The following is a 25,341-nucleotide window of genomic DNA, read 5'->3' on the forward strand; positions in this document are numbered from 1 at the left end:
GGTTATTATCTATACCTAATTGGCAATTTTTCCTTAACTTAAGGTACACGTGCAGATTGAAACTATTGTTTACCGCACAATACTCATCACATGCCCCGCTCATTAGAAGACCCCATTATGCAGGACGTGCTGAACGCACAACAGTCCACTATTCTAACATCATCAGGAAGCGCTATTCCTTATCCTTTCCCCTCGCCTGCAGACTGGCGTGACCACTGGATCTATTTTCTGCTGGTAGACCGGTTTAATAATCCATCCGGACCGCCGTCACCTAATGTATATCCCTGCTCTGTATACCAGGGCGGTAAGTTCTCTGGCATTAAACAACAATTGCCATACCTCAAAAAACTGGGAGTCGGCGCCCTGTGGCTTTCACCGGTGCTCATGAATCCACAGTGGTTCCATAACTACTGGGGAGGCTACGGCACCCTCGATTTCCTGCGTATAGAACCCCGTTTTTGCGATGATCCTGCGGCCGCATTACAGAACCCTGCTGCAGCAGACGCCGAATTCCGTAGCCTGGTAGATGAAATCCATGCCCATGGCATGTATGTGATCCTGGACATTGTGCTCAACCATACCGGCGATGTCTTTAACTACGAAGGCATGCGCGATGAAGCGCCATGGAATGATGCAAGGGAGTATACTATCTACTGGCGTGACGGACAGGGGCAGGCAAAAGGCGACTGGACGGATATCGATCATATTCCCGATCCTCCCGACAACGGTGTGATCTGGCCGGAACAATTGCAACAGAATGACTTCTTCCGCCGTCGTGGCAATGACGGCTACCGGGGCGATTTCTCCCGCATGAAAGAACTGGTCACTGATTACCTTATTCCAGGCACGAGCGTCTACCCTGTGCGCAATCACCTGATCAAGGCCTATCAATACCTGATGGCCAGGTTTGACCTTGACGGTTACCGTATTGATACGCTTCAATATGTGGAAGCCGACTTTGCCCGTGTATTTGGCAACGCCATGCGTGAGTACGCATTATCTATCGGTAAAAAGAATTTCTTCACCTTTGGCGAAGTATGGCAGGACGATGACGAAGCCAGGATTGCGGAATTCATTGGCCGCAATACCGAAAAGGACGAAGAGTTCATCGGTGTAGACGCTGCTATCGACTTTCCGATGCGTAAACGCCTGGTCGATGTCTGCAAAGGTTTTGCTGCCCCCAAAGATCTTGCCGACCACTTTGATTACCGGCTTAAGGTGCTCCGGCAGATTGTAAGCTCACATGGTGATGCCGGTAAGAACTACGTCACTTTTCTCGATAACCACGACCTGGACCGCCGCTTTCATCATAAACAGTTCCCCGGACAAACAAAACTGGCGCTTACCTGCCTGCTGTGCATGCAGGGCGTTCCCTGCATATATTATGGTACCGAGCAGGGGCTTGACGGCGCTGGCAACATGCGCGAGTATGCCAGAGAAGCCTTGTGGGGCCAGCCCAATGCCTTTAATGAGCACGATGACATGTATAAGTTCATCTCCCAGCTAAGCAGCTTACGCGCTGCCGTACCAGCACTGCGTTATGGCCGGCAATATTTCCGGCCCTGCAGCGGCGATGGCGTCAATTTTGGGCATTCCCCTTATAAAGGCGGCGTTATCGCTTTTTCCCGCGTGCTGAACGATGAAGAAGTGTTGGTTGTAGCAAATACAAGTACCGAAAATGACGTGCTGGTGGATGTCGTGATCGATAAGAACCTGCATCCCGAAGGCAGCGAGTGGGAAGTACTTTTCCCAGTCGCAAAGCGGGGAATACTATCTGCACACAGCAGATCGCAAGGCGTATTCAGAACCATACAGGTGCAATTGTCGCCAATGGAATGTTTAATTCTTACCTGAGCAACCAACGTCCTGTTTATCCCTATACTTCAGGCTACGGAGAAGAGGAATAGTAAAATTATTATAATGGAAATACAAGCAGTACCTCCGTTCTACCGGTTCCAATTCTTATAGGGATTTATTGTCAAATTAGAATTATAGTATTTATCATCTTCAGTAACTTCTTGTCCGACCCATTCCGGAAGTTCAAAAACTTCATCCTCGCTTTGCAGTTCAATTTCAGCCACAAAAAGCCCCGCATTATCACCCAGGAACTCATCCACTTCCCACGTCATGCCTCTATACACAATGTTGTACCTGATTTTCGACAACTCCGAGATAGAAAAGTTATCCAGTAATTCCTTCGCTTCAGTAATCGGTATCTCATACTCATACTCCGATCTTGTGGCACCTACAGAAATTCCCTTTATCGTCAAAAAGCCCTTTGTATCCGTAAGCCGGACACGTATCGTCTTTTGCGGGTCCGTGACCAGGTAACCCTGACGGTAGTGTTGCCCTATGGGCTTCTCAATCTTTTCCCATTTCTCAACATCAATCAGATATTTTCTTTCAATTTCCTTTGCCATATTATCAATTTGTGTGACTATTTTTTAACTTCATAAACATTATTGCTCCTGTCCACATCAGGATAAACCTGATCCGGGTCTATAACAACCCTGGATACAGCCTCACGCTTATCCGCAGCAAACGTATATGCAATATTATATTCCCATATCTCTACAGGGAATGATCTCCGCTCATGTGCGCCGCTGGTGTAAGTAATATCGACAACAAGTGGCATTGCAGCTCTCTCTATATTCTCAATAGTTACCAGCGTCTTTTGTCCGCTGCCATCTTCAACTTTAGCGATCTTTTGATCCAGCTTAAAATTCTCCATAAACATGGATTTCCAGAACCAGGTCAGGTCCTCTCCGACAGAAGCATTCATACTTCTGAAAAAATCCCAGGGAGTGGGATGCTTATATGCCCAATCATTAATGTATTTCCTGAAAGCAGCATCAAAACGTTTAGCGCCAACAATCTCATTGCGCAGTAAGGCCAGTAAATAAGCTACCTTCTGGTATTGGATATTATATACCTGGTTACCAGGCGTTATATCCGGACGGCTTAAAATAGGCAATAACGAATCCGCAAAAAGAGCCGTAACAGGCATATCAATCTCCGCATATCCCTTGAATTCCCCCTTATTAAATTCCTTCGTCGCTATATTGTCCATAAAAAGGTTGAACCCCTCGTCCATCCAGGCATACTTACGCTCATTGCTTCCCACTACCATAGGAAACCAGGTATGCCCTAATTCATGATTTACCACCGCCCAATAAATATTACCGGTATCTCTGGCCGAACAGAACACGATACCCGGATACTCCATGCCATCCAGATTGGATGCAACATTGACAGCTTTGTTAAACGGATAAGTAAACCACTTTTCTGAAAAATGTTGTAAGGTAAATTTGATGTACTCACCCGATCTTGCCCAGCTGTTAGGTTTATCTGATTCCACTGGGTATAAGGAACTTCCCATCACCTTTTTTCCATTTCCAACGTTGAATGTTGACGCCTCCCAGATGAATGATTTAGAAGCCGTCCAGGCAAAATCCCTTGTACGATCCATCTTAAACTTCCAGGTACACGTAGGCTTCGATGGTCTGGATGTAAGGTCCAATACCTCTTTTGCCGATCTGATAAATACACGCTCCGTACCATTTTGGGCTGACTGCCACCGTTTCAGCTGAACAGGGGTCAGCACCTCCTCCGGATTTATCAGATCACCAGACGCCTCAACGAGGTAAGATGAAGGCACCGTAATATTTACCTGGAAATTGCCGAAGTCAAGGTAAAACTCCCCATTACCCAGATACGGTAATGTATTCCAACCCTCTATGTCGTCCAATACACACATCCTCGGATACCACTGTGCCACCGCATAAATATTACCATTTCCGGAAGGCATAATGTCCGTTCTGTTCACCTGGAAATCGGCATTCTTGTAATTGACAGGAAAGAGGTAACTATATTGTATCCGGAAAGTGATTTGCTGTCCTTTTAGCAGGGGCTCGGACAAGGATAACTTCATTCGTGTATCATAAATATCATAAGTAATATTACTTGTATTAACACCACTAAGCTTTACATCCTCAATCTGAAATCCGCCATCAGCTACCTGCTTGTCAGGGTCTTTATATTGAAACAATCCCGACAGAATTCCTCTCGAATTATGCTTATAAACATTCTGATCCAGTTGCAACCACAGTGAAGAAAGCGCCTGTGGACTATTATTCGTATAAGTGATCGTTGCAACTCCTTTAATAACATTTCGCTGATCGTCAAGCGTTGCATCTATTACATAATCAGACTGATTCTGCCAATAAGCGGGGCCTGGTTCACCGGTAGCTGTACGGTATTCATTGCCGGGTGGTAATAAGGGAAGTGCCGGAAATAGTACCGCCGGATTATACCTGGATTGACTAGACGCTGTATGACTGGTAAAAGCGATGGCAATAATTACTGCAATTCTTACAAAACTATTATGCATGTTGTATTAGGTTATGAATATTTAATAAGAACACCACTTCATGCGGGAAACGGTAAAGATAAAACAGACGGGCGAAAATGCCAGCACATGACAAGGCCTAAGCGATCGTTTTATATAATATTTGATTTTCGTAATTTCGGGGCATGAAAAATATTGAGACACTTGAAGATTTCTATAAGAAAAAGCTGAACTGCATACCTGACAATATCCTTTCTTCCCTTGGGCACTTTAATGTATTCCGGCTGGAAGATTTCGGAGGACCAATAGAAAACAGGTGTTCCCCTTATACGCGGAAATCATATTATAAAATCAGTATGATCATCGGAAAAAATAAATATGAATACGCAGATAAGACGGTGGATATCCGGAAGAATGCGCTGTTATTTTCCAGTCCCCATATTCCTTATCGTTGGACGCCGCTGGACGAAGACCAAAAAGGGTTTATCTGCATCTTCACAGAATCATTCTTCAGCCGGTTCACTTCCATTCGTTTAAATGATTATCCTGTCTTCAAGCCAGGCGGACAACCCGTCTATTTTCTGAACACGGCCCAGTTGAAAAAGATCTCTTCAATATTCTCCAGAATGCTTGAAGAGATCGCCTCAGATTATGCCTTTAAATATGAAGTACTGCGCAACTATGTATTTGAGTTGATCCATGAAGCCTTAAAAATGGAGCCCGCATCCACCCTTTATACGGCAGCTGATGCCTCATCCCGCATCTCCTCCCAGTTTGCTGAGCTGCTGGAAAGACAGTTTCCAATAGAGTCGCCAGGTCAACGGATACATTTCCGCTCTGCCAGCGATTTTGCCGATCAACTGTCTGTACACGTCAACCATCTTAATAAAGCATTGAAGGAAACGACAGGAAAGAGCACCTCCACCCTTATTGGTGACAGGATACTCCAGGAGTCGTTATCCCTGTTGAAATATACCGACTGGAATGTGAGCCAGATTGCCTATAGCCTTGGTTTCGAGGCACCTACACATTTCAACAACTTCTTTAAAAAGAAAACTAACCAAAATCCTTCTCAATACCGGGTTATTTGATTTTCGTAATGATTTGATTGATTAGGGGAATTGTCTGGTAACCATCCTTCGTAATTTTGTATGGCATTGTTTGCCGCCTGCCGACCTGAATTTTAGCTGATCATCCTTATTAACGGCTGATTTGCCTGAGAAGACAACTTCTCCGGGCTGGCAGCGCTATGCTTTCAATTGCCATTAGATTGTTTAAAATAAACGAAGATGAAAATCAGACACAGTTCAACAAGGGCTTCATCAGCTACAGTTATCATACTACTGGCTGTTGCAGGCATTTATTTGCCAGGATGCAGTACAACTGCTGAAAAGAAAAAAGAAGAAACAAAGACAGCGGCAGTCAGCACCATACCTGTAGATGGTAAGGTATTGCAATTTGACAGCCTGCGGGAACAGATGCAGATATCAGGTACACTATCGGCCAGGCAGGAAGTAAATATCATGAGTGAACTAAGCCGGAAAATTATAACAGTATATGCTGAAGAAGGTCGCGAGGTTGCTGCAGGAGCGCTGCTATTTAAGCTCGATGACGCAGACTTGCTGGCGCAGCTTGAGCAATATGAGCAGCAGGAGCATCTGGCCTTGTTAAACGAAAGACGGCTGAAAGACCTCATTGACCACCAGGCTGCCCTTCAGCAGGATTACGATCAGGCATTTACCAATTTGAAAGTTATACGGGCGCAGATTACCCAACTGAAAGTAATGATCGGTAAAACGTATCTGAGAGCGCCTTTCAGCGGCCGGATAGGCCTGGTTAACGTACATAAGGGGGCACTTGTAACGCCCGGCCAGCCGCTCGCCAATCTCGAAGATAACAGCAGTATTAAGGTAGACTTCTACATACCTGAAAAATACAGCCGGCAGTTTGAAACGGGACAGACCGTTACCTTTCATGTGGAATCAAGCCCCAAATCCTACCAGGCACATATTACTGCACAGGAATCCCGCCTTAACAGCGACTCCAGGAACCTGCTCATCAGAGCTGTCGCGACCAACAAAGAACAGGACCTGATACCCGGACAAAGCGCGAGGATCACAGTAGATCTCAATAGTGCCGCGAATGCATTGCTGGTTCCAGGTAACGTACTCCTTCCGTCGGCACAGGGCTATAGCATATACATTGCCAGGAACGGGAAAGCACAGCTTCAATCTGTGCAAACGGGAGAGCGTAATGCAGACAACATTCACGTCACAACCGGCCTCCAGCCCGGCGATACCATCATCACCAGCAATATTCTCAGGTTATCTCCCGGCGCAGCCTTACAATTTATTTCTGTTCACTAAAACCAGTTTATGAGCGCACTTTCAAAAATCAGTATATCAAGACCGGTACTGGCCGGTGTTATGTCAGTACTATTATTGTTACTCGGCATAGTTGGGTATTTCTTTCTCGGCACAAGAGAGTACCCCGTCATTGACTCACCTGTCGTTACTATTACAACAGTCTACCCGGGTGCAAGTCCGGATGTAATAGCTTCTCAGGTAACCAGACCGCTTGAAGAAGCTATAGCTGAAGCAAGCGGTATAAGGAGCATTAAATCAGTATCGCGGGAACAGACCAGTATCATTACGGCAGAATTCAATCTGAACACCGACCTGGAAGCAGCAGCCAACGACGTCAGGGATAAGGTCTCAAAATCACGTATGCAACTGCCTACAGACATTGAGCCACCCATTGTCGAAAAATCAGGACCGCAGGAAGCACTGGTATTTATGATCGTTCAAAGCAGCACGAAAAGCCTTGAAGATATAACCGACTTCGTCAACACCAACATTAAGGAAAGACTGCAGTCTATTCCAGGTGTACGTATCGTCAATACTTACGTGGGTAGGAAGAGAGCGATGCGGCTGAGAATGGATCCTGTAAAAATGAGCAGCTACGGAATTACTCCCGCAGATGTCCAGGCAGCGCTTCAACGCGAGAACGTGGAACTGCCCGGAGGCCGCGTAGAAGGCAATAATACAGAGGTCTCTCTCAAGACCAAAGGCCGCCTTGTTACTGAAGAAGATTTCAGCAACATGATCATTGAACAAAAGAATGGCGCTATCGTGCGATTCAGAGACATAGGAACAGCCGTCATGTCTTCAAAGAATGAGCGTACCGCCATGATCATTTACAAAGGCAGGCAGGCAAACTACAGCGTCGGAACTAACGTAAGTCCCCAAAGAGGCGCCAATTCACTGGCAATCGTTGATGAATTCAACAAACGATTTGAAGAGATCAAAAAAAATGCACCCAGAGATTATGAAATAACACTTGGCAAAGACTTCACGGAGCTCGTACGGAACTCACTTTCTGAAGTGGAAGAAACCCTGGTACTCGCTTTCATACTGGTGTCGCTCATCATATTTGCCTTTCTCCGCGACTGGCGCAGCACGATCATTCCCCTTGTAGCGATACCGGTGTCCATCATCAGTGCATTCTTTATCATGTACATTGCCAACTTCTCTATCAATGTACTTACACTGTTGGGCCTTGTATTGGCTATAGGCCTCGTAGTAGACGATGCCATAGTAGTGCTTGAGAACATTTACAGCAAAGTGGAAGAAGGTATGAAACCGCTTGACGCGGCAAAGAAAGGCGCTGAAGAAATTTTCTTCGCAGTTATATCTACTACCGTAACACTTGCTGCAGTATTTCTCCCAATTTTATTCCTGGGTGGTGTTACAGGAAAATTATTTAAGGAGTTTGCAATAGTGGTAGCCGGATCCGTGATGATTTCCGCATTTGTCGCATTGACGCTTTCGCCAATGATGAGCGCGTATCTGTTGAAGCCACATGCAAAGCATAACTGGTTCTACCAAAAAACAGAATCCTTCTTTGTTGCGTTCAACGCGCTTTACGAGCGATCTCTTAAACGTTTTTTGCGTGTGAGATGGATAGCCTTTGTTATACTGCTTTCCTCCTTTGGACTGGCGTTCTGGCTACTTCCAAAGTTACCTTCAGAGCTGGCTCCGTTGGAAGACCGGTCAATGATCGGTGTAGCCGTAATTGCGCCTGAGGGCACCACATTTGAGAGCATGGAAGGCTACATGAAAGAGATCGGCGCCTGGGTAAAAGACTCCATACCTGATCATATGGGCGATATCTCTTATTCGGTGGTTGCAGGAGCAGTAGGCGATCTCGAACAGCCAGTGAATTCCGGGTTTGTGTGGATCTTTCTCAACAAACCAAAAGAAAGAAAAAGTCATCTTTCTCAGGCTCAGATCTATGACAAACTTGTTGCTGCTTCCGGGCGCTTCCGGAATGTGCTGATGATCCCGATCCAATTCCCTACCATCAGTACCGGGGAAAACACACAACCGGTTCAGTTTGTGCTGCAGGCTCCCGACATCAATAGCCTTACAAAACATTTACCCGGTATGATGTCAGAAGTATACCAGAGCAGGAAGCTGATGTTTGCGGACCCCGATTTTAAAGTGAACCGCCCCGAAGTGAGCATCTCTATAGACCGAGCCCGCGCAGCGCAATTGGGAATATCCACAGAAGAAATCGGCCGCACCCTGCAGCTTGCATTAAGTGGCAGAAGATATGGGTACTACATTTACAACGATCGCCAATACGAAGTGATTGGCCAGCTGGACAGAAAAGACCGGTCAGCGCCGGCAGATCTTCGCTCACTCAATGTAAAATCTGCCGGCGGACAAATGGTTTCTCTTGACAACCTGGTAACATTAAAAGAAGGGGTTAGCCCCTCGGCTATCTATAGGTACAACCAGGCGTACAGTGCTACTATATCTGCCACACCGGCGCCGGGCGTTAGCCTTGGGGAAGCTGTAAAAGAGATGCAGATGATCAAGGAACGTACGCTGCCGAAGGACTTCAGATTTGAGCTGGCAGGACAAAGCCGCGACTATGCTGAAGGCAGTTCCAGTCTTAGCTATGCATTCATTTTCGCTATTATCATCATCTATCTTGTGCTCGCAGCTCAATTTGAAAGCCTGCGCGATCCATTCATTATCCTTTTAACCGTGCCAATGGCGCTTGCCGGAGCATTACTCAGCTTATGGATAACGAATGAGACATTAAATATCTTCAGCCAGATCGGAATTATCATGCTGATTGGGCTTATTACCAAAAACGGGATTCTGATCGTAGAATTTGCAAACCATACCAGGAAAGACGGAGCCTCGCCCATCGATGCAGCCATCAATTCAGCCGTTTCCAGATTCAGGCCAATCCTGATGACCACCCTGGCAATGATCTTCGGCACTTTACCCATCGCATTATCGCTGGGTGCATCGTCAGGAAGCCGCAAGTCGCTCGGTATTGTTGTAGTAGGTGGATTGATTTTCGCAGGCCTTCTTACCCTGTATGTCATCCCTGCCATCTACTCCTATTTCTCCTATACTCCCAAAAAAGATAAGGAAAATAAGCAGGGACATCTCATTATATCTGAAACAATTAACTAACTTTTTATGCTTCGAATATATCAGCGGCTTTATACCGCCATTTTGCTGTCCATCGGTTTACTATCGGGCGTACATGGCCAGTCACAATATAACCTGTCCTTAAACGAGTCTATCAGGTTGGCACTCGCCAACAACAGGACATTGAAAGTTGATTCCATCAGTCTGTCTGTAAGCAGGGAAGAAACGCAGACAGTACGTAGCGGACTACTCCCGTCAGTAGACTTTGATGCCAATGTTAATCACTACTTTCAAAAACCTTTGTTCTTCGGATTTGAAACCAGTCCTGTTCCCGCTTCCGACAAGATCGGCTACGGCAGATTTGGAGGTAAAGACCAGGCCAGCTTTTCGCTAACAGCTGCTGTACCACTCTACAAACCTGCCACAAAAGCCGGCGTGGAAAAAAGCAGACTGCTTGAAAAACAAAGCGTCCTCCAATATAAAGCCACAGCCTCGGATATCGTAGCCCAGGTCAAACAGGTGTACCTGAGAATGCTGGTACTTGCGAAAAGGCTGCAATTGCAGGAAGAAAGCATAGAAAGGAACGTCCGCGCCCTGGAAGATGCCCGGTCACTCCTGGCACAGGGAAAAGCACTAAGGGTTGATACGCTGAGGGCCTATACTTCCTGGAAAAACCTGGAACCGGATCTGCTGCGTCTTCACTATTACATCGAAGTAAGCAGACAGGAACTACGTGTTATCACCGGCCTCGACTCAGTGGAAGACTTACACCTCACAGACACACTCGCCTTTGACGAGCATGAATTAATACCGTCAGAGCGTGAGATATTTAATGTTGCCTTAAACAACAGACCAGCGTTAAAACTCCTGGCACTCAGGCAAACAACTGCCCGAAAAGATCTGGAAATTGCAAGAAAGGAAAAACTACCCGCTGTAAACGCAATCGGGAACTATCAGTTGCTTACACAAGCTTCTGGTTTCAAATACCATGACGCTCATTGGCCTTCTGTTTCCTTCGTAGGTATACAGACACGAATTCCGCTATTTGCGGGACATCTGCATAGATCAAAGATCAACATTGCAAAATTGCAGGAACGACAATCACTATTGCAGTACGAAGAAGCTGTAGAAAAACTGCACACACAAACGCAGGAGATAGCTGCCGCATTAAATGAAACCAGACAAAGGATACAAACGCAGGAGAACGTTGTAAGCACGGCAGAAACCAGCTACGTTTTAACGAAGTATCGGTACGAGCGGGGTGCTGCAACAAGACTCGAACTAACAGATGCAGAGCTGGCCCTGACTACCGCCCAGTCAAACTACCTGGAAGCAGTTTTTAACTACCTCTCTGCCAGAATAAATATGAACCGTATTACTGGCTCAATTGAATAAACCATATTTTATGAAAGTTACAGATATTAACGGGTACGCCTTGCTACATAATGGAATAAAGATGCCATATATAGGTCTTGGCGTATATAAAACAAAAGATGGAAAAGAAGTGCAGGATGCGGTTACCTATGCACTGGACGCGGGTTACCGGCATATTGATACTGCTGCGGCTTACTTTAATGAAACAGGTGTGGGCCAGGCCATCAGAAGAAGCAATACGCCAAGAGAAGACATCTTTCTCACGTCCAAAATCTGGAATAGTGATCAGGGATACGATTCGACAATACGCGCTTTCAACCACTCTCTCCAGCGACTCGGTACATCATACCTGGATCTTTACCTTCAGCACTGGCCCGTGAAAGGCAAATACAAAGAAACCTGGAAAGCCATGGAAACACTTTATAACGAGGGTAGAATAAAGGCTATCGGTGTCTGCAACTTCCTTCAGTTCCAACTGGAAGACCTGATGGAGACTGCAACCATCGTCCCGATGGTCAACCAGGTAGAGTTCCACCCCTTTCTCGTACAGCAGTCACTACTTGATTTCTGTAACAGGCATGATATACAGTTTGAATCATGGTTTCCGTTGATGCACGGTTTCGCATTCCAGGTTCCCGCTTTCAGGGAAATGGCACTACGGTACAACGTAACAGTAGCACAGTTGCTGCTAAGATGGAACTTACAGAAAGGCGTTGTTATCATTCCCAAGAGCATCAGAAGAGATCGAATCATTTCAAACTCACATCTGTTTCATTTTAACATCCTGCCGACTGATATGCAAAAGCTCGATGATATGGACGAAGGGCTAAGAATGGGCCCTAACCCGGCGGATTTCAACTTTTGATAGCCAAGAGAAATCTTCACAAAAGAGAAGGTATCAACAAATGAAGAATGTGAGTTGCCTAAAGGATGATAACTTCCAACAGGTACCGAATAAACAGAAGGCATATCAGTTTTTTGATACGCCTTCTGTTTTACACTCACCGATACAGCGAAGATCTACCTCGCTCGTCAGCGGCCTAAGTCAACACCATTTGAAGAATATTCTTATTAAAACATAAAAAATTCGGCCATTAAATTAATATAATTTAACTTCATAACTCATTATCAACGTGCTCCCCTCCCTCCTTTCTACCTATTTTTTTTAATTTTTAAAACCAAAATCGATGAAGCAGTTAAGATTCTCATGTGTACTCGTTTATGCAACTGTGATAGGTTTACTGGTCGCCTGCGCTGGCGGCACCAGTGAGAAAACCACCACAGACTCCACTGCAACGGACACAGTTCCCCCAGCCGAAGAGATGCCTGTAACAGGCACCGTTGTTACAACACCTCAAAGTATGATGGTGGTAAAATTCAGGATCGCAGATTACAACAAATGGCTGCCCTCCTATGAGTCGCATGACTCCGTGCGCCTGGCGAGTAGAATACATAATTATGTAATCGGCCGTGGCGTAAAGGATTCCAATATGATACTGGTTGCTGTAAAAGTGGAGGATATGGACAAAGCAAAAGAATTTAGCAAATCACCAAACCTTAAAGAAGCCATGAAAAAAGGAGGCGTCATGGGGACCCCGACTTTCAATTTTGTTAACATGGTGTTTCAGGACACCGTTCAGATGAGTACAGACCTTCGATCCAGCACAATGTTTACAGTGAAAGACTGGGATGCCTGGCAGAAGGCTTTCGAACAAGGTAAACAGGATAGGATGGATAATGGTATAGCTGTAAGGGCTTATGGCCATGAAGTAGACGATAACCACAAAGTAGTCGTAGTAACAGCATTGACAGATAGCGCCAAAGCGATGGCCTATTGGAAATCGGATATGCTGAAGAAGAGAATGGCAGAGGGCGGAGTACAAGGTGAACCTGAACGTTTTCTATTCCGCGTGGTGAAACGCTACTAATAATAACAGCACCCCACATAAAATAGTGGGACCGTTAAACTGACTGTGGGCAAGCTAATCTCCCCCACATTTACTACCAATACTAGAGCCTTCGTTACCAGCGAGGCTTTAGTATTGGTCTACCCCCTTTTGATGTTCCCTGTCCCTTTTTTGTGAAAGCAGTTCCCTTAGCACCCGCTTTAAATGAATTTGCCCCTATATCACCGATATTACAATAAAGCAAGGATCTATAGTAAACTGACGGCCTCCCACCGGCAGTTCTTTTATTTGATGAATTATTATCATCTCTTCCTCCTTGCTGTCCCAGCCCCTTAAAATCTTTTATATGCACTATGAAAGTACAGGACAGTTAAAAATGACCATTCTTTATATTTAGCTTCAGATTATTAACCAAAATTTCCCGTTATGCAAAAACTGGTGCTTTTGTGCCTGGCCTTCTTTAGCTTTTTTGCCAATGTCCTTGGGCAAACGCAGGTAACCAGCCTGCTCTGCGAGAACCGCAGCAATCCCGCCTGTGTCGATGTACCTCAGCCCCTGCTTAGCTGGCAGTTGTCTGGTAACCGGAGGAATATCCGCCAGTCAGCCTATGAACTGCGTGTCGGTGCATCTCCCAAATCGCTGAACCAGGGCAAGGAACTGGTATGGAACAGCGGTAAAATAAGCTCCGATCAATCTGTTCACGTACCTTATGGAGGTAGCCCACTTACCTCAGGTAAAAAATACTATTGGCAGGTTAGAATATGGGACGACAAGGGACAAGCGTCCGCCTGGAGTCCCGTGGCAGACTGGCAAATGGGATTACTGCAACCTGGCGACTGGAAAGCCAGCTGGATAGAACCTGGTTTTACTCAGGATAGTATTTCACGTCCTAGTCCCCTGTTCCGTAAAACATTCCAAACCGCTAAAAAGATACAATCCGCTACCGCCTATATCACCGCCCGCGGCATGTATGAGGCGCGTATTAATGGTCAGCGGGTAGGCGATGCGTTCCTCACTCCCGGATGGACCAGTTACAGGAAAAGGCTGCAATACCAGCAATATGACGTAACCAAACTGCTTCGTCAGGGAGCCAATGCCATTGGGGCTACACTGGGCGTAGGATGGTATAGCGGCTACCTGGCCTGGGAGAACAGCAAAAACCATTTCGGGTCGAGAATAGGGCTGCTGTTCCAGTTAAATATCCAATATACTGATGGCACTGAAGAAATGATTGTTTCCGACAACAGCTGGAAATCATCCACCGGCGGCATCCTTTATTCTGAGATCTACAACGGCGAAACAATAGACGCCAGGAAAGACAAAGAAGGCTGGTCTGAACCCGGTTATGATGACCACAGCTGGTCCGGCGTTCAATTGAGCGCTGACAACAATAAAGATAACCTGATCGCCACTATAAATGAACCAGTGAGAAAGCATGAACAATTCAAACCGGTAAAGATATTCACCACTCCTGCCGGCGAGAAAGTGATGGACTTTGGTCAGAACCTGGTGGGATGGGTGCAGGTACAGATGAAAGGCCGTGCGGGCGACAGTATCGTGCTTCAACATGCAGAGGTGCTGGATAAGAAAGGAAACTTCTACACAGAAAACCTGCGTAAAGCCAAACAGCAAAACACCTACATCTTCAAAGGGAGTGGTACCGAGCTTTTTGAGCCTCACTTCACTTTCCAGGGCTTCCGTTACGTTAAAGTAACTGGCTTTAACGGTGAATTAAGCCCCGATAACTTTACCGCCTTCGCGCTCTATTCTGATATGCCTGCCACCGGCGAATTCAGTTGCTCTAATCAGCTGATCAATCAATTGCAACACAATATCCAATGGGGCCAGCGCGGCAACTTCCTGGATGTTCCGACAGACTGTCCCCAACGCGACGAACGGCTTGGCTGGACAGGCGACGCCCAGGCGTTCTTCAGGACAGCAGCATACAACCGCCAGGTGAATAACTTCTTTGCCAAATGGATGAAAGACGTGGCAGCTGACCAACGGGCCGATGGTAGTGTGCCTTTTGTTGTACCCAATGTGCTTGGACAAGGATCCATGGGCTCCGCCGGATGGGCGGACGTAGCCACTATTATTCCCTGGGGCATGTACCTGACTTATGCAGATAAGCGTTCACTGGAACAGCAATATCCCAGTATGAAAGCCTGGGTGGAATATATTCATAAACAAAGTCCGCAGGACCTCTGGAACACGGGTTTCCATTTCGGCGACTGGCTGTTTTACCACCCCGATGACGACCTGGATGGACGAGCCGCTATCACTGACAAATATCTCATCGCACAATGTTTCTATGCCCATTCCACACAACTGCTCATCAATGCAGCACAGGTATTGGGTAAAACAGCTGACGTGACTGAATATACAGCCCTGCTGCAACGCATCAAAGCAGCGTTCTTAAAAGAATATGTTACACCGAACGGTCGTCTGGTATCCAGCTCGCAGACAGCTTATGTGCTGGCCTTAAATTTTGATATGCTGCCGGAAAACCTGCGGGAACAGGCTGCCGACCGCTTAGTGGAGAACATCAAAAGTTACAACAACCACCTTACCACGGGCTTCCTGGGTACACCATATCTGTGTCACGTTTTAAGCCGTTTTGGGCATCTGGATATGGCTTATACGCTGTTACTACAGGATACCTATCCTTCGTGGTTGTATCCTGTTAAAATGGGCGCTACGACTATCTGGGAAAGATGGAATGGACAAAAACCAGATCATACCTTTGAAAATGCGGGTATGAACTCATTTAATCACTATGCTTACGGTGCTATTGGTGATTGGATGTATCGGGTTACTGCGGGGATTGATACTAAAGAAGATGCTCCCGGATATCGTCAGATTATTATCAGGCCACGCCCGGGAGGTTCTCTTACACAGGCGACTGGTACCTTACAGACTTATTATGGGCAGATCAAGTCTTCATGGCAATTGCAGAACGGTCAGTTTGTGCTGGATGTGGAGATACCGGCTAATACGACGGCTACTGTTTATATGCCGGTGAAAAGTGGTGGTGTGATAATGGAAAATGGGAAAGCGGTTAGTGAGCAAAAGGACATACGGATGGTTAGTGGTGATAAGGAGCAGGGGCTGGAAATTGGGTCTGGGAAATATCATTTTACGACGACATTGTAAGACGACTCGGTTACTTAGTTGTCTGTCAGTTAAAGCTACGAATTAAAAAGCCACACAGTCGTTTCTAATAACGGCTGTGTAGCTTTTTATAAATTATAAGAGTCCTTCCATTGTTATTTAACTATAAAATACTTTAAAAATACCATCCACCTTCAGTTTCAGGAGTTGAGAAAGCATATCCATAGAAGCTCAGAAATAAAATTACGCCGACCAATACCAACGCGGCTCCTATAAATAAAAAATACCTAAACAATCTAACCCTATTTCTTCTAAAAAAAAGACAAGTCAACACATAAAGTATTCCGCAGAATACAAGCGCCATTCCAAAATAATCATAATAAAAGGGTATTTCGTCCAAAAAAGAGGTAGCATAAAGAGCTGATACCAGTATCGGCACGAAAACTAATACTGTTAAAGTAAGAATTTGTTTTTTCATTATCTATCTTGATCCTCAAAATTCGTAAACTTTTTGTGTCCCTTCTGGAATGCGATAGTAAGGATTTTCAGTAATCGGATATTTTGACTTATCTTCTCCTGCATTAGCATCTTGCCTGTCCGAAATGTCCAATTTACCATTTGCACCGTTTACAGTTTGCCTATAAAAAGAGGTAATGAAAAACTGCTTAGCACCAAGAAGCTGAAGTGTGTTCATCGTGGAATGGCTTACAAGTTCTTCATCTGCTTTGTCTCCTCTCCCACTATGCCATCGGTATTGGTCGGCAAAAGTATACTTGATATCTCCGGCAACAGTGTATCCTCCTTTTCCATCAACACTAATATAAAACGCGCCAACACCGGTTACAGTAAATGATCCAAAAGCACTACCGAAATCACTTGCCCATGCGCCAGCCTGAAGATAGTCTCTTCGCGATTGAATTGTATAATCGAAGTCTGCCTTTTTCGTAAGATCCAAGGTCCCAATACACGATTCAAGCTCTGCGATAATATTCTGCCTAACACTACGATTTGTCGTTTCAAATGCAACATTGGAAGCACTATGAAGTGATTCATAACTATAAACATCATATCCTCCTTTCCCTTCAAGATATCGAAGTAAATTCCTACTTGACAAGGGTCTGCCTCCTAATTCAAAAACTTTGGCGTATCCAAACGCGTAATTTATTGCACCGTTAACATCAGATGGATTAATTTTCGATTTAGCTATAATTTCGGCTTGCATTTTCTTTATTCTTGGAATTGATTTCAAATAGTATGAATCAGGCTCCTTTTTTTCACCTCCATCAAGATCGATGAAATTAATAGGATCATTCTCTGAAAAAGCGTAAACGCTATTCCACGGATAATTCTTCGTCAACGGATCCACACTCAAGAACTTGCCCAACCTCGGATCATACATCCTCATCCCATAATCCTGCTGCCCCCCCTCTCCCTTCACCTCATTATCATTCTCCTTCCCATTAAACCCATACCTATACGCATTTCCCAGCGCATAACTCCTCCCCGGCTGCAACATCCCAAACGGATAATAATCCTGCGCATTGCTTACTTCCGCCGTGTAATAATCCACCTGACCGTTGTTATCCGCATCAACCGCCAACTTCTTATCAGTAACAGTAGCCAGTACATTTCCGAGATGATTAGTCAGCTCATAGCGTTTGAGACCTTGCTGTGACCAGAGGCTCGTACTATTAGGACTTGCCAGATTCATATCAGGCATCCACAAACCTAAGCGACTACTGCCATACAAAGCCTGCTCCTTCCAGTAGATCTGGGCATCGTTATTCTTATTGCCATAGGCAGCCAGCATATTACCCTGGGCGTCTCGTACATACCAGGTCTTTTGCAACTGTGTGCTATTCCTGTATTCTTTGTATACACGATTACCTGAGGCATCATACTTATATTCCAAAGAACTCCCATCGGCCTTGCTGATCTTCCTGATCTTTCCATACACCGTCCACGTAATGTTATCGATCTGCTCCTTTTGATCCCTTGTCAGGTTACCAATGTTGTCATAAATATAATTATTATTCGGCTGCTCGTCTATGTCTGTCGCATAATTACTGGCTGATGTTGCATCCTTTACAAAACTGAGACGGTTGTTCAACAGATTACCCAGTGCATCGCGGTTGTAGTTATATCGTAGGGCATCCATGGCAGGTGTGGTTGCCGTACCATTCCTATCATACTGTAGTATATTCCCATTACCATCATAAGTAACGTCTTCTTTATAAGCTTGTGTCGCCTGCGCCATTCCCCACGTAGCAGCTCCAACAGTAAGATTATGCTGGTTCATATGCACCAGCCGGTTCAACTGGTCATATTTGTAACTATAACCCACCGGTGCTCCTGCGTTAATCTTACTAAGACTCAGCGTAGTATGCCCTATATTTCCATTATACAGCTGCTGACCGGTAGCATCATTCGCCTGCGACTGCCATTTCAGTGGGAAAGCCGTTGTATTACTACCTATCGGCGTATAATCATTATTAAAATAATCCAGCGTAAATGCTATCGCATCCCTTCCAACAGGGAAGGTGGGAGACCCGGTATTACCATCTTTTCCTATTTCCGATCCGGGCTGTAAATAGTGCCCATTCACTCCCTTCAGCCAACCCTGCAAGGTATACGAGTAGTCAATGCCCTGTACCGTATTACTACCTAACTCCATACGTGACAAAGGCCCGTGGAGGTAATACTGATAATAAGCATCCGTCAGCGGATTCTCAATCTCCCAACCATTGGCGGATACCGTTTTGATCCCGCTCATGGCCTTTACCAGCCGGTTCTCTGCATCATAAGCATATCCATATAAGAACTGGTCAGCGGCACCGGATTGGTATTTCACCTTATTCACTTTACCACTTGCCAGGTCAAACTGGTAATCTATCTTTTTAGTGCCTAATCCCTCGAGCTGCTGCCACAATGTTTTCACGTTGCCCAGCAAGTCATAACTATAGTAAGTGGCCTGGGATGGCGCAGCGGCCGGAGTTTCTTTGTAGTAAGCAGCGGACACCCTTTTACGCAGGTTCTCCTGTGGAAACAGCGCCGTACCACCTTCAGGATAAGTCACGTCATACAGCGTCTGAGTGATCTGCACATTGCTTCCGTTAAGCAGGAAGTTGTTGACGTTTGGCGTCTCCAGGAATCCTGGAGCTGGTAATGCTGTAACACCACTCTTCTCTCCAACCTCTATGATCCTGTTTTGTCCGTCGTATTTAGTGTAACTGTATCTGCCCGCAGCTCCGCCATTCGCCGGACTTAGCTGCTCAGCGTTCTGCGAAGCAAAAACACGGCCCAGGCGGTCGTACCAGAAACGGCTTTTACCTGCATCCGGCGTTTCCTGTTGCACTACCTGATTGAGTGATGTATACGCATAACTGGTCGCCATTCTATGACGGGGGAATATCAGCGGTTCCTGTTTTTCAATACCATCTGTTCCCTGTCCCGGATTACCCGGATCTACTGCTGGCAAATTAAATCGTCCCCACTCCCGCAGACTGCCCTGTAACCCTGCATAGTACGCCGGGCTTATTCCCATACATATCTCTTTCGCGTTAGCGGTTATTTCATTTGCAGTCATGAGGCGATTGTACAGGCGCATATGTTTTAATACTGCCAGTTCCTCCGGCACCTGTGCGTTAGTATTGATCACCTCTACCTGCCATTTACAGGAACCCGCGGGGGCGTTACTGGCTGCAGGACATTTGACGCCATTTACATAAATATCTATCGCTTTTGCATCCAGCTTACTGCCTTGCAATACAACGTGCGTCCAGGGCTTTAACGGCAGCAGACCATTAATATCCGCCGCTGCATGATTGGACGTACGGAATCCCAATACGCCCGGCGCTATCTGCTGCAAGGTGTAAATATCAGCATGTACATAGCGGCCGTCTATACAAACCTGGAAAAGATACTGCTGTCCGCCGGAAGTCATCATCACCTGCTGGGTCGGACTGGATGGATTGTACAACCACATCTCAACAGCCTGATTAGACTGGCTCAATGTCGTGGTAAGATCCTGTAATGCGGTTTGTTTATCTGTATTGGCAGCTGGTCCGTTATAGGTACACTCCATATTCGGCAACTCCCGCGCTCTTTCAACAGTTTCAACACTCGCGGCATCCAGTAATACAACACCTTCAGGTGGTATTGTTCTTAACAGGTTGCCAGCCTGGTCATAGTAATACAGGGTATAGTGGTACAACTGCTGATCAGCGCCCAGGGTAACTTTGGCCTTATTGGCTGCACAGTAAGAAACATAATCCCGGCGGAACTCCTGCTTCACCAGTTCAATGTATTCATCATACCGACGCCGGCCAGAGGCAATAGCTCCATCTACCATATCCATCATACAACTATAAGGATCTACCGGACTGGTACTATAAACAGGCTGATTACACAAGGACTGCTTCCCTGAAGGATTCAGTTGTAACTGATCATAGTAGTCTTTGTATGTGCCGAAAGACAATGTAAATCCCCAACGCTGATTCAGATAATTCGTTACAATACGTTCATAGTTGGTATGTGCAGGATCAAGTGTGCCTGCTCCTGTCTGAGCCTTATTCCAGCCACTGGCAAATTCTTCCGGAGAAATACAACCCGGATTGTTGGGATCCAGGAATATCGGCAAAGGCATCTCCTTCTCCAGCAGAAAACGGCAGTTGGTACAGCTTTTCTCCAGCATCGTCAGCTCCGCTTCCGTAAGCTTCATGGCTGTTCCATAAGTACTTACCAGATAGAGGTAAAATGACAAACCCGGACGGTTTCTCACATGTTCACGCTTTAATGCTGTTAGCCTGTCGCATAGCGCAACATTTGTAGTCTGCAGGAACTGATCCGCCGTTTGCGCCTTAATATTGTAAGGATATGGCGCGTCCGGCAACCATGGATTACAGTCCATTGTATAACTACTGATACCCAGTACACCACGCAGCACATCTGCAAAAGACCTGTATCCTTCCACCGTGGCTCTATCCGGAGGAGTAGTGCTAGCGCCCATCGGGTGAGACTGATCGCCTGCCAATGTACATACCGAAATAAGCCCCTGCCGGAGTAATGCCTTTTTGTTCTCATAATCAGTATAACCTCTCAGACAGGTCTCCAACTGTTCCAGCCATGCATCTGCCGTTGCGGAACAGGACGTAAATATCTGTTGATTCAAGAGTTGCTGTCCGTCCGCTGATGCCGTTGTCGGATCCTGAGGAGTGAACGTACCCTGCGTAGTTGTTGTAAAGCGGGGTGTTTTCGCTGCTAAACCAGGCGGACATACCGGGTCTTCGGGAGGTGTGGTTACATTCGGACACCAGGCATGCAGCAGGTTATACGCTGCAAGCGCCATGTCATTGTCTGTAGAAGAGCCATGAGGAACGGTAAAAGAAGTACTCAGATAATCTTTCGTAAATCCATAATCCCGCTGATAAGCATAACCATCAATAAACTCAACAAAGGCGTTAACCATTACCGTAACTCCATCAGGAATCGGCTTCGTTGCAGAAGCAATATATTCTATTTTAAAGTTGTAATCGGATCCGGTACGGCCCTCATGGGTCATCCGAAAATCCCAAAGAGAGATATTGTCACAGAATTCATCCGCAGCACCCATTGTCTGCACACCACCACTGGTTCCTGCAGACGTACCGAAAATTGGCGATGGGCCATGCATACATTCTGTCTTCAAGACTTTTACAGTACTGACATCAATGGATGCATCAATACAAATTAACTCAGACATTGTACCTCCGCGCAAAGTGACACTTTCCACTTTAACTTTGTCGCTGTATTCCTTCGGATAGTAAAGCGTTACTTTTAACCAGTCGTAAGACGTATTGCCATACGGCAGCCCGCCATACTCAATCTTTACAGACTGAAGACCATCACCGCAACTGGCAGTTGCGTCACGGCTTATAACGAAGCGATCTATTGACGGACACCCACTTGCGGAGGGGCTATAATCCACTCCTACTTTACAAGCATCTTTACAGGCTCCGTTCTTTCTGGCCAGTTGGTAATACTTATCCTTTAATTCAAAATACAGCTGTTTATACAGCTCCCACTCCTTGTTCTGAATACGGCAGGAAGAAACCGGCTGACAGTTATTCCAGGGATCATCTGTTACCGCATGTACACTATTCGTATTATCAACGCAATAGATGGAATAATCTACATACTGCGTGATGCTCTTGGGCTTAGCCCTTGTATCTGTCAATTTCAGCACACGGGTAGAGTAACTCTCCAGGTCCTGCTTAAATTCCTGCAGAAAAGGGAACCCGGGCGCGCCACTGGCAAAAAAGGGATCCGCTGTTAACAACCATACAGGAAATTCAATGTCATAACGAAGATCTACCCGTATAGTAGGAATGTCTGCCACTGTAGTTACAAAATTGCGGACCTTCTCATCCCATTGTACATACGTAGCGTTATTACGGCAAAAGTCAAGTGCGCATTTTTCCGGATGATACTGCAGGAATTTTTCCGCCCATTCCTCATGCCAGTATTGTACCAGCATGGACAGAGAAAAATAATCCGCATGAGGGGATATCTCCGTTCCATCAGCCAGGGTAAACCTGGTGGATTCATAATCAGCCATGCCCGGCGAAGCAACCGGGAATGCATCCCGCCAGTGCAGGTAGAGTACGTTAAGGTCTTTCTCCAATGGTTCACCTGCGGCGTTGAACAATGCATACTGTCCTCCCGGGCTCACATCCTGCTTCATTTGCCGCTCATAGTAATCGCAGGGAGAGGCAAAACAGGACGCCTGTAATGCCTGACACTGGGCCAGTAACGTTGAATATAAGCCGGCAGCCCAATCAGGAAAAGCATTGTTCATCTGATAGGGATCTACACCATTCTTTGACAGCCTTTCTGTTAGCCGGCTGATAAAATAGTCCCTGCTACCCAGCGACTGCCGGCAGGTCTGGCATTCGCCAAAACAACCCGAGAAATCGGAGCGCTTCAGTTCTTCCAGTATAAAACTGAATTGCGTGCGCAGATTAGTATTACGCGCTACATAATCTTCCGTATATCGTGTAATGGCATCCGGATCCAGGGCCAGCTCAAATGTGATGTAATAAGCTCCTATACGCTCAAAATTCACGTCAAAACTCTGCTGCTGCAAACCACCTGCGTTACAGTCCGACGCTGCAGCGCCTATCATCACCGGCGCCGTAGTAGCATACACCTGTTTTTTACAATCATCAAAGATGGTAATGCGTAATGCATAGTAACAGTTACTGCAGATGGTAACACCATTCTCTTCATAACGTTTCACCAGCTTTTCCACCTGGTAACCTACAGTGGCAGCACCTACCAGTGGCGCCATATAAGTTGTAGTGCCTGTAAGCTTTAACGCTGATCTGTCGAAAACAAATTCGTCCGGCTGTATTATGGTGAAAGTTTCCTTTTTCACGGCAGGAAGACTGGGAAGGGCTTCCACCGCAGCAGGCGACTGACCCGCCAGGGCAGTAGCCACTGTTTTTCCACTGCTATTCTGATAAGTGATACTTGCCTGCCGGTTAGGATCCACTACCATCGTTTTCAGATAATGTGAGGCATCCCCTGCATCATTACCAAAAATGCGGTCCAACTCCCATTGATACGGACGACCGTAGTAATAACGTGTAGACCTGTCGGCCGTTGCATCAGCATCTGGCTGCAAAGCACTGCCTACACCACCCTGCAAACGTACCCGGCCTGTATTATCAGGGGTATAGTAGGTTACACTGAAGGGATAACCGCCTGCGTCAGGGATGTACGCATTGGCCGGCCGCTCGGCCATAAATGGATTAGCAGCCGAATAATAGGCAGCCGCTCCCGTTGTGGACAGCATCGGCTGCGGCTTCTCAATACAACTGCTGGCGCCCGCATTATATACCTGCTGACGCGTGTAAATAGCATTGCCGGTAGCCGTATTGATATTCCCATAGTATTTGAGAATATTACTGCTGACAGGAGCCGGTAATACATTCGCGATTACACGGCCTACTTCATCCTGTACATTCTGCTGAACGATGGCCTTATTATCCGAATTGTTGACCGTAACCGTCTGGCGGTTTCTAAGGGAGCCGTCAAAATAACTGACAACCTCTTTCTTTTTCCCCTCTTCTGCATATGTAGCGCTATACTGCCAGTTTAATCCGGCCTGATGCCAGGTGTTATTCAGTGTGATCACTCCCAGCTGTGTTTGCCCCTCATCCTGTATCTGGTAGCTCCAGGCAGATTCTGTTCTGAATCCATCCGTTGTTTCATAATGCACATCACGTAGTCTTATCAGCAGATATTTACTGTTATGTACCAGTGAAATACTGTAAGATTCCTGGGGAATAGTAACACGGGTTGAATTGTTACGGAACATACCCTCTATAACAGCCACCGTTGGCTGTCCACTAGCCAGGGCCTGAGTTATCACTTGTCCGTTAGCTGACGTTTCATCTATGAATGTCCATTCAAGATCGTACTCTTCTGCACCTGTCACCTTGTCCCAGGTAATATCCACCTGGTTCGTGGTCTGCGCAATACCCCGGGCCTGCATGCCACCCGCTGCAATGTCTTCCGCATGCTCACTCACCTGCATCACCGGCTCCTTTCTTTCGCTGGCTGTTAAATACCTGCGGTCCACAATGACCTGAGCCGTCAAAGTAAAATATGGGGGCAATGAACTGCCGTATTCAGCACATTGAATATCGCTTACAGTGATCCTGTAGCGATGTGCGTTCTTAAAATCATATACAGCCCTGGACTGGTACACACTGCCGGCTGAACTATCATAATTGACTTTCAGTTTAACCGGGTCTATAACAATGGGATCCTGCTGGTCTGGCTGACTCCAGTATTCCACCTTCAGCGTGATCTCACAACTAAAGCTTTTGGTAAAAGCTAAAGTAGAATCCTGGAAAAGGCCGAAGGTAATAATATCAGCTACGCTCCTGTTGTCTATAGCAGCCCAGTCGTAGGAAGGGTTCTGGAATTTCTCATCTTTCACGATCAGTACGTCCCCCTTTTTTATAGCTCCGCGAAGCTGATATTGGTAGGGCTCAACTGTTGACTGTGCACGGACACCCAGTGTCATGCAAAGCAGGAACAAAGTAGCAGCCAGGAGTTTGGGGACAGAACTTACAAGTTTACCAATCAATAACATGTAAAA

11 protein-coding genes are annotated in these 25,341 nt (G+C 46.1%); 8 read left to right on the forward strand and 3 right to left on the reverse strand.

All coding sequences use genetic code 11. The annotated features are described in order from the left end of the window. The first annotated feature begins 90 nt into the window (after nt 1-90). Nucleotides 91-1,854, forward strand: coding sequence for an alpha-amylase family glycosyl hydrolase (locus L3C95_RS26145; RefSeq protein WP_236392346.1), 1,764 nt, complete (start codon nt 91-93; stop codon nt 1,852-1,854). A 92-nt stretch (nt 1,855-1,946) separates the two neighbouring features. Here the strand turns inward: L3C95_RS26145 and L3C95_RS26150 are convergent, their stop codons facing one another. Continuing rightward, nucleotides 1,947-2,420, reverse strand: a complete 474-nt coding sequence (locus L3C95_RS26150; protein WP_236392347.1) for a CYTH domain-containing protein — start codon at nt 2,418-2,420, stop codon at nt 1,947-1,949. Nucleotides 2,421-2,437: 17 nt separating this feature from the next. After that, nucleotides 2,438-4,390 carry a M1 family metallopeptidase gene (locus tag L3C95_RS26155; RefSeq protein ID WP_236392349.1) on the reverse strand — a complete coding sequence of 651 codons (1,953 nt, stop codon included), beginning with the start codon at nt 4,388-4,390 and terminating at the stop codon, nt 2,438-2,440. A gap of 143 nt (nt 4,391-4,533) precedes the next feature. Between L3C95_RS26155 and L3C95_RS26160 the strand changes: the two genes are divergently transcribed. The 7 genes from L3C95_RS26160 to L3C95_RS26190 all read left to right on the forward strand — a co-directional run bounded on the left by L3C95_RS26160 (nt 4,534) and on the right by L3C95_RS26190 (nt 16,235). Next, on the forward strand, nt 4,534-5,439 hold the full coding sequence (locus L3C95_RS26160) for a helix-turn-helix domain-containing protein (RefSeq protein WP_236392351.1): 906 nt from the start codon (nt 4,534-4,536) through the stop codon (nt 5,437-5,439). Between the two features lie 198 nt (nt 5,440-5,637). Beyond that, nucleotides 5,638-6,714 (forward strand): efflux RND transporter periplasmic adaptor subunit, encoded by a 1,077-nt coding sequence (locus tag L3C95_RS26165; protein WP_236392354.1) that lies wholly within the window; start codon nt 5,638-5,640, stop codon nt 6,712-6,714. A 9-nt stretch (nt 6,715-6,723) separates the two neighbouring features. Beyond that, entirely contained in the window at nt 6,724-9,843 is a 3,120-nt protein-coding gene (locus L3C95_RS26170; RefSeq protein ID WP_236392355.1) for an efflux RND transporter permease subunit, read from the forward strand. 6 nt (nt 9,844-9,849) lie between these two features. Continuing rightward, on the forward strand, nt 9,850-11,196 hold the full coding sequence (locus tag L3C95_RS26175; protein ID WP_236392358.1) for a TolC family protein: 1,347 nt from the start codon (nt 9,850-9,852) through the stop codon (nt 11,194-11,196). Nucleotides 11,197-11,206: 10 nt separating this feature from the next. Next, nucleotides 11,207-12,040, forward strand: a complete 834-nt coding sequence (locus tag L3C95_RS26180) for an aldo/keto reductase (RefSeq protein WP_236392360.1) — start codon at nt 11,207-11,209, stop codon at nt 12,038-12,040. A gap of 322 nt (nt 12,041-12,362) precedes the next feature. Further along, nucleotides 12,363-13,103, forward strand: coding sequence for a hypothetical protein (locus L3C95_RS26185; RefSeq protein ID WP_236392362.1), 741 nt, complete (start codon nt 12,363-12,365; stop codon nt 13,101-13,103). Between the two features lie 405 nt (nt 13,104-13,508). Beyond that, nucleotides 13,509-16,235 (forward strand): glycoside hydrolase family 78 protein, encoded by a 2,727-nt coding sequence (locus L3C95_RS26190; protein WP_236392364.1) that lies wholly within the window; start codon nt 13,509-13,511, stop codon nt 16,233-16,235. A gap of 451 nt (nt 16,236-16,686) precedes the next feature. On the opposite strand, the gene L3C95_RS26195 is transcribed toward L3C95_RS26190, so the two are convergent. After that, nucleotides 16,687-25,335, reverse strand: coding sequence for an RHS repeat-associated core domain-containing protein (locus L3C95_RS26195; RefSeq protein WP_236392366.1), 8,649 nt, complete (start codon nt 25,333-25,335; stop codon nt 16,687-16,689). Between the last annotated feature and the right edge of the window lie 6 nt (nt 25,336-25,341).

It is taken from the genome of Chitinophaga filiformis (genome assembly GCF_021646545.1).
Lineage (GTDB): Bacteria > Bacteroidota > Bacteroidia > Chitinophagales > Chitinophagaceae > Chitinophaga > Chitinophaga filiformis_A.

Excerpts from the sequence above, each read along its gene's own strand:
- L3C95_RS26145 (WP_236392346.1), top strand. The coding sequence starts at position 91 with ATGCCCCGCTCATTAGAAGACCCCATTATGCAGGACGTGCTGAACGCA.
- L3C95_RS26150 (WP_236392347.1), bottom strand. The coding sequence starts at position 2,420 with ATGGCAAAGGAAATTGAAAGAAAATATCTGATTGATGTTGAGAAATGG.
- L3C95_RS26155 (WP_236392349.1), bottom strand. The coding sequence starts at position 4,390 with ATGCATAATAGTTTTGTAAGAATTGCAGTAATTATTGCCATCGCTTTT.
- L3C95_RS26160 (WP_236392351.1), top strand. The coding sequence starts at position 4,534 with ATGAAAAATATTGAGACACTTGAAGATTTCTATAAGAAAAAGCTGAAC.
- L3C95_RS26165 (WP_236392354.1), top strand. The coding sequence starts at position 5,638 with ATGAAAATCAGACACAGTTCAACAAGGGCTTCATCAGCTACAGTTATC.
- L3C95_RS26170 (WP_236392355.1), top strand. The coding sequence starts at position 6,724 with ATGAGCGCACTTTCAAAAATCAGTATATCAAGACCGGTACTGGCCGGT.
- L3C95_RS26175 (WP_236392358.1), top strand. The coding sequence starts at position 9,850 with ATGCTTCGAATATATCAGCGGCTTTATACCGCCATTTTGCTGTCCATC.
- L3C95_RS26180 (WP_236392360.1), top strand. The coding sequence starts at position 11,207 with ATGAAAGTTACAGATATTAACGGGTACGCCTTGCTACATAATGGAATA.
- L3C95_RS26185 (WP_236392362.1), top strand. The coding sequence starts at position 12,363 with ATGAAGCAGTTAAGATTCTCATGTGTACTCGTTTATGCAACTGTGATA.
- L3C95_RS26190 (WP_236392364.1), top strand. The coding sequence starts at position 13,509 with ATGCAAAAACTGGTGCTTTTGTGCCTGGCCTTCTTTAGCTTTTTTGCC.
- L3C95_RS26195 (WP_236392366.1), bottom strand. The coding sequence starts at position 25,335 with ATGTTATTGATTGGTAAACTTGTAAGTTCTGTCCCCAAACTCCTGGCT.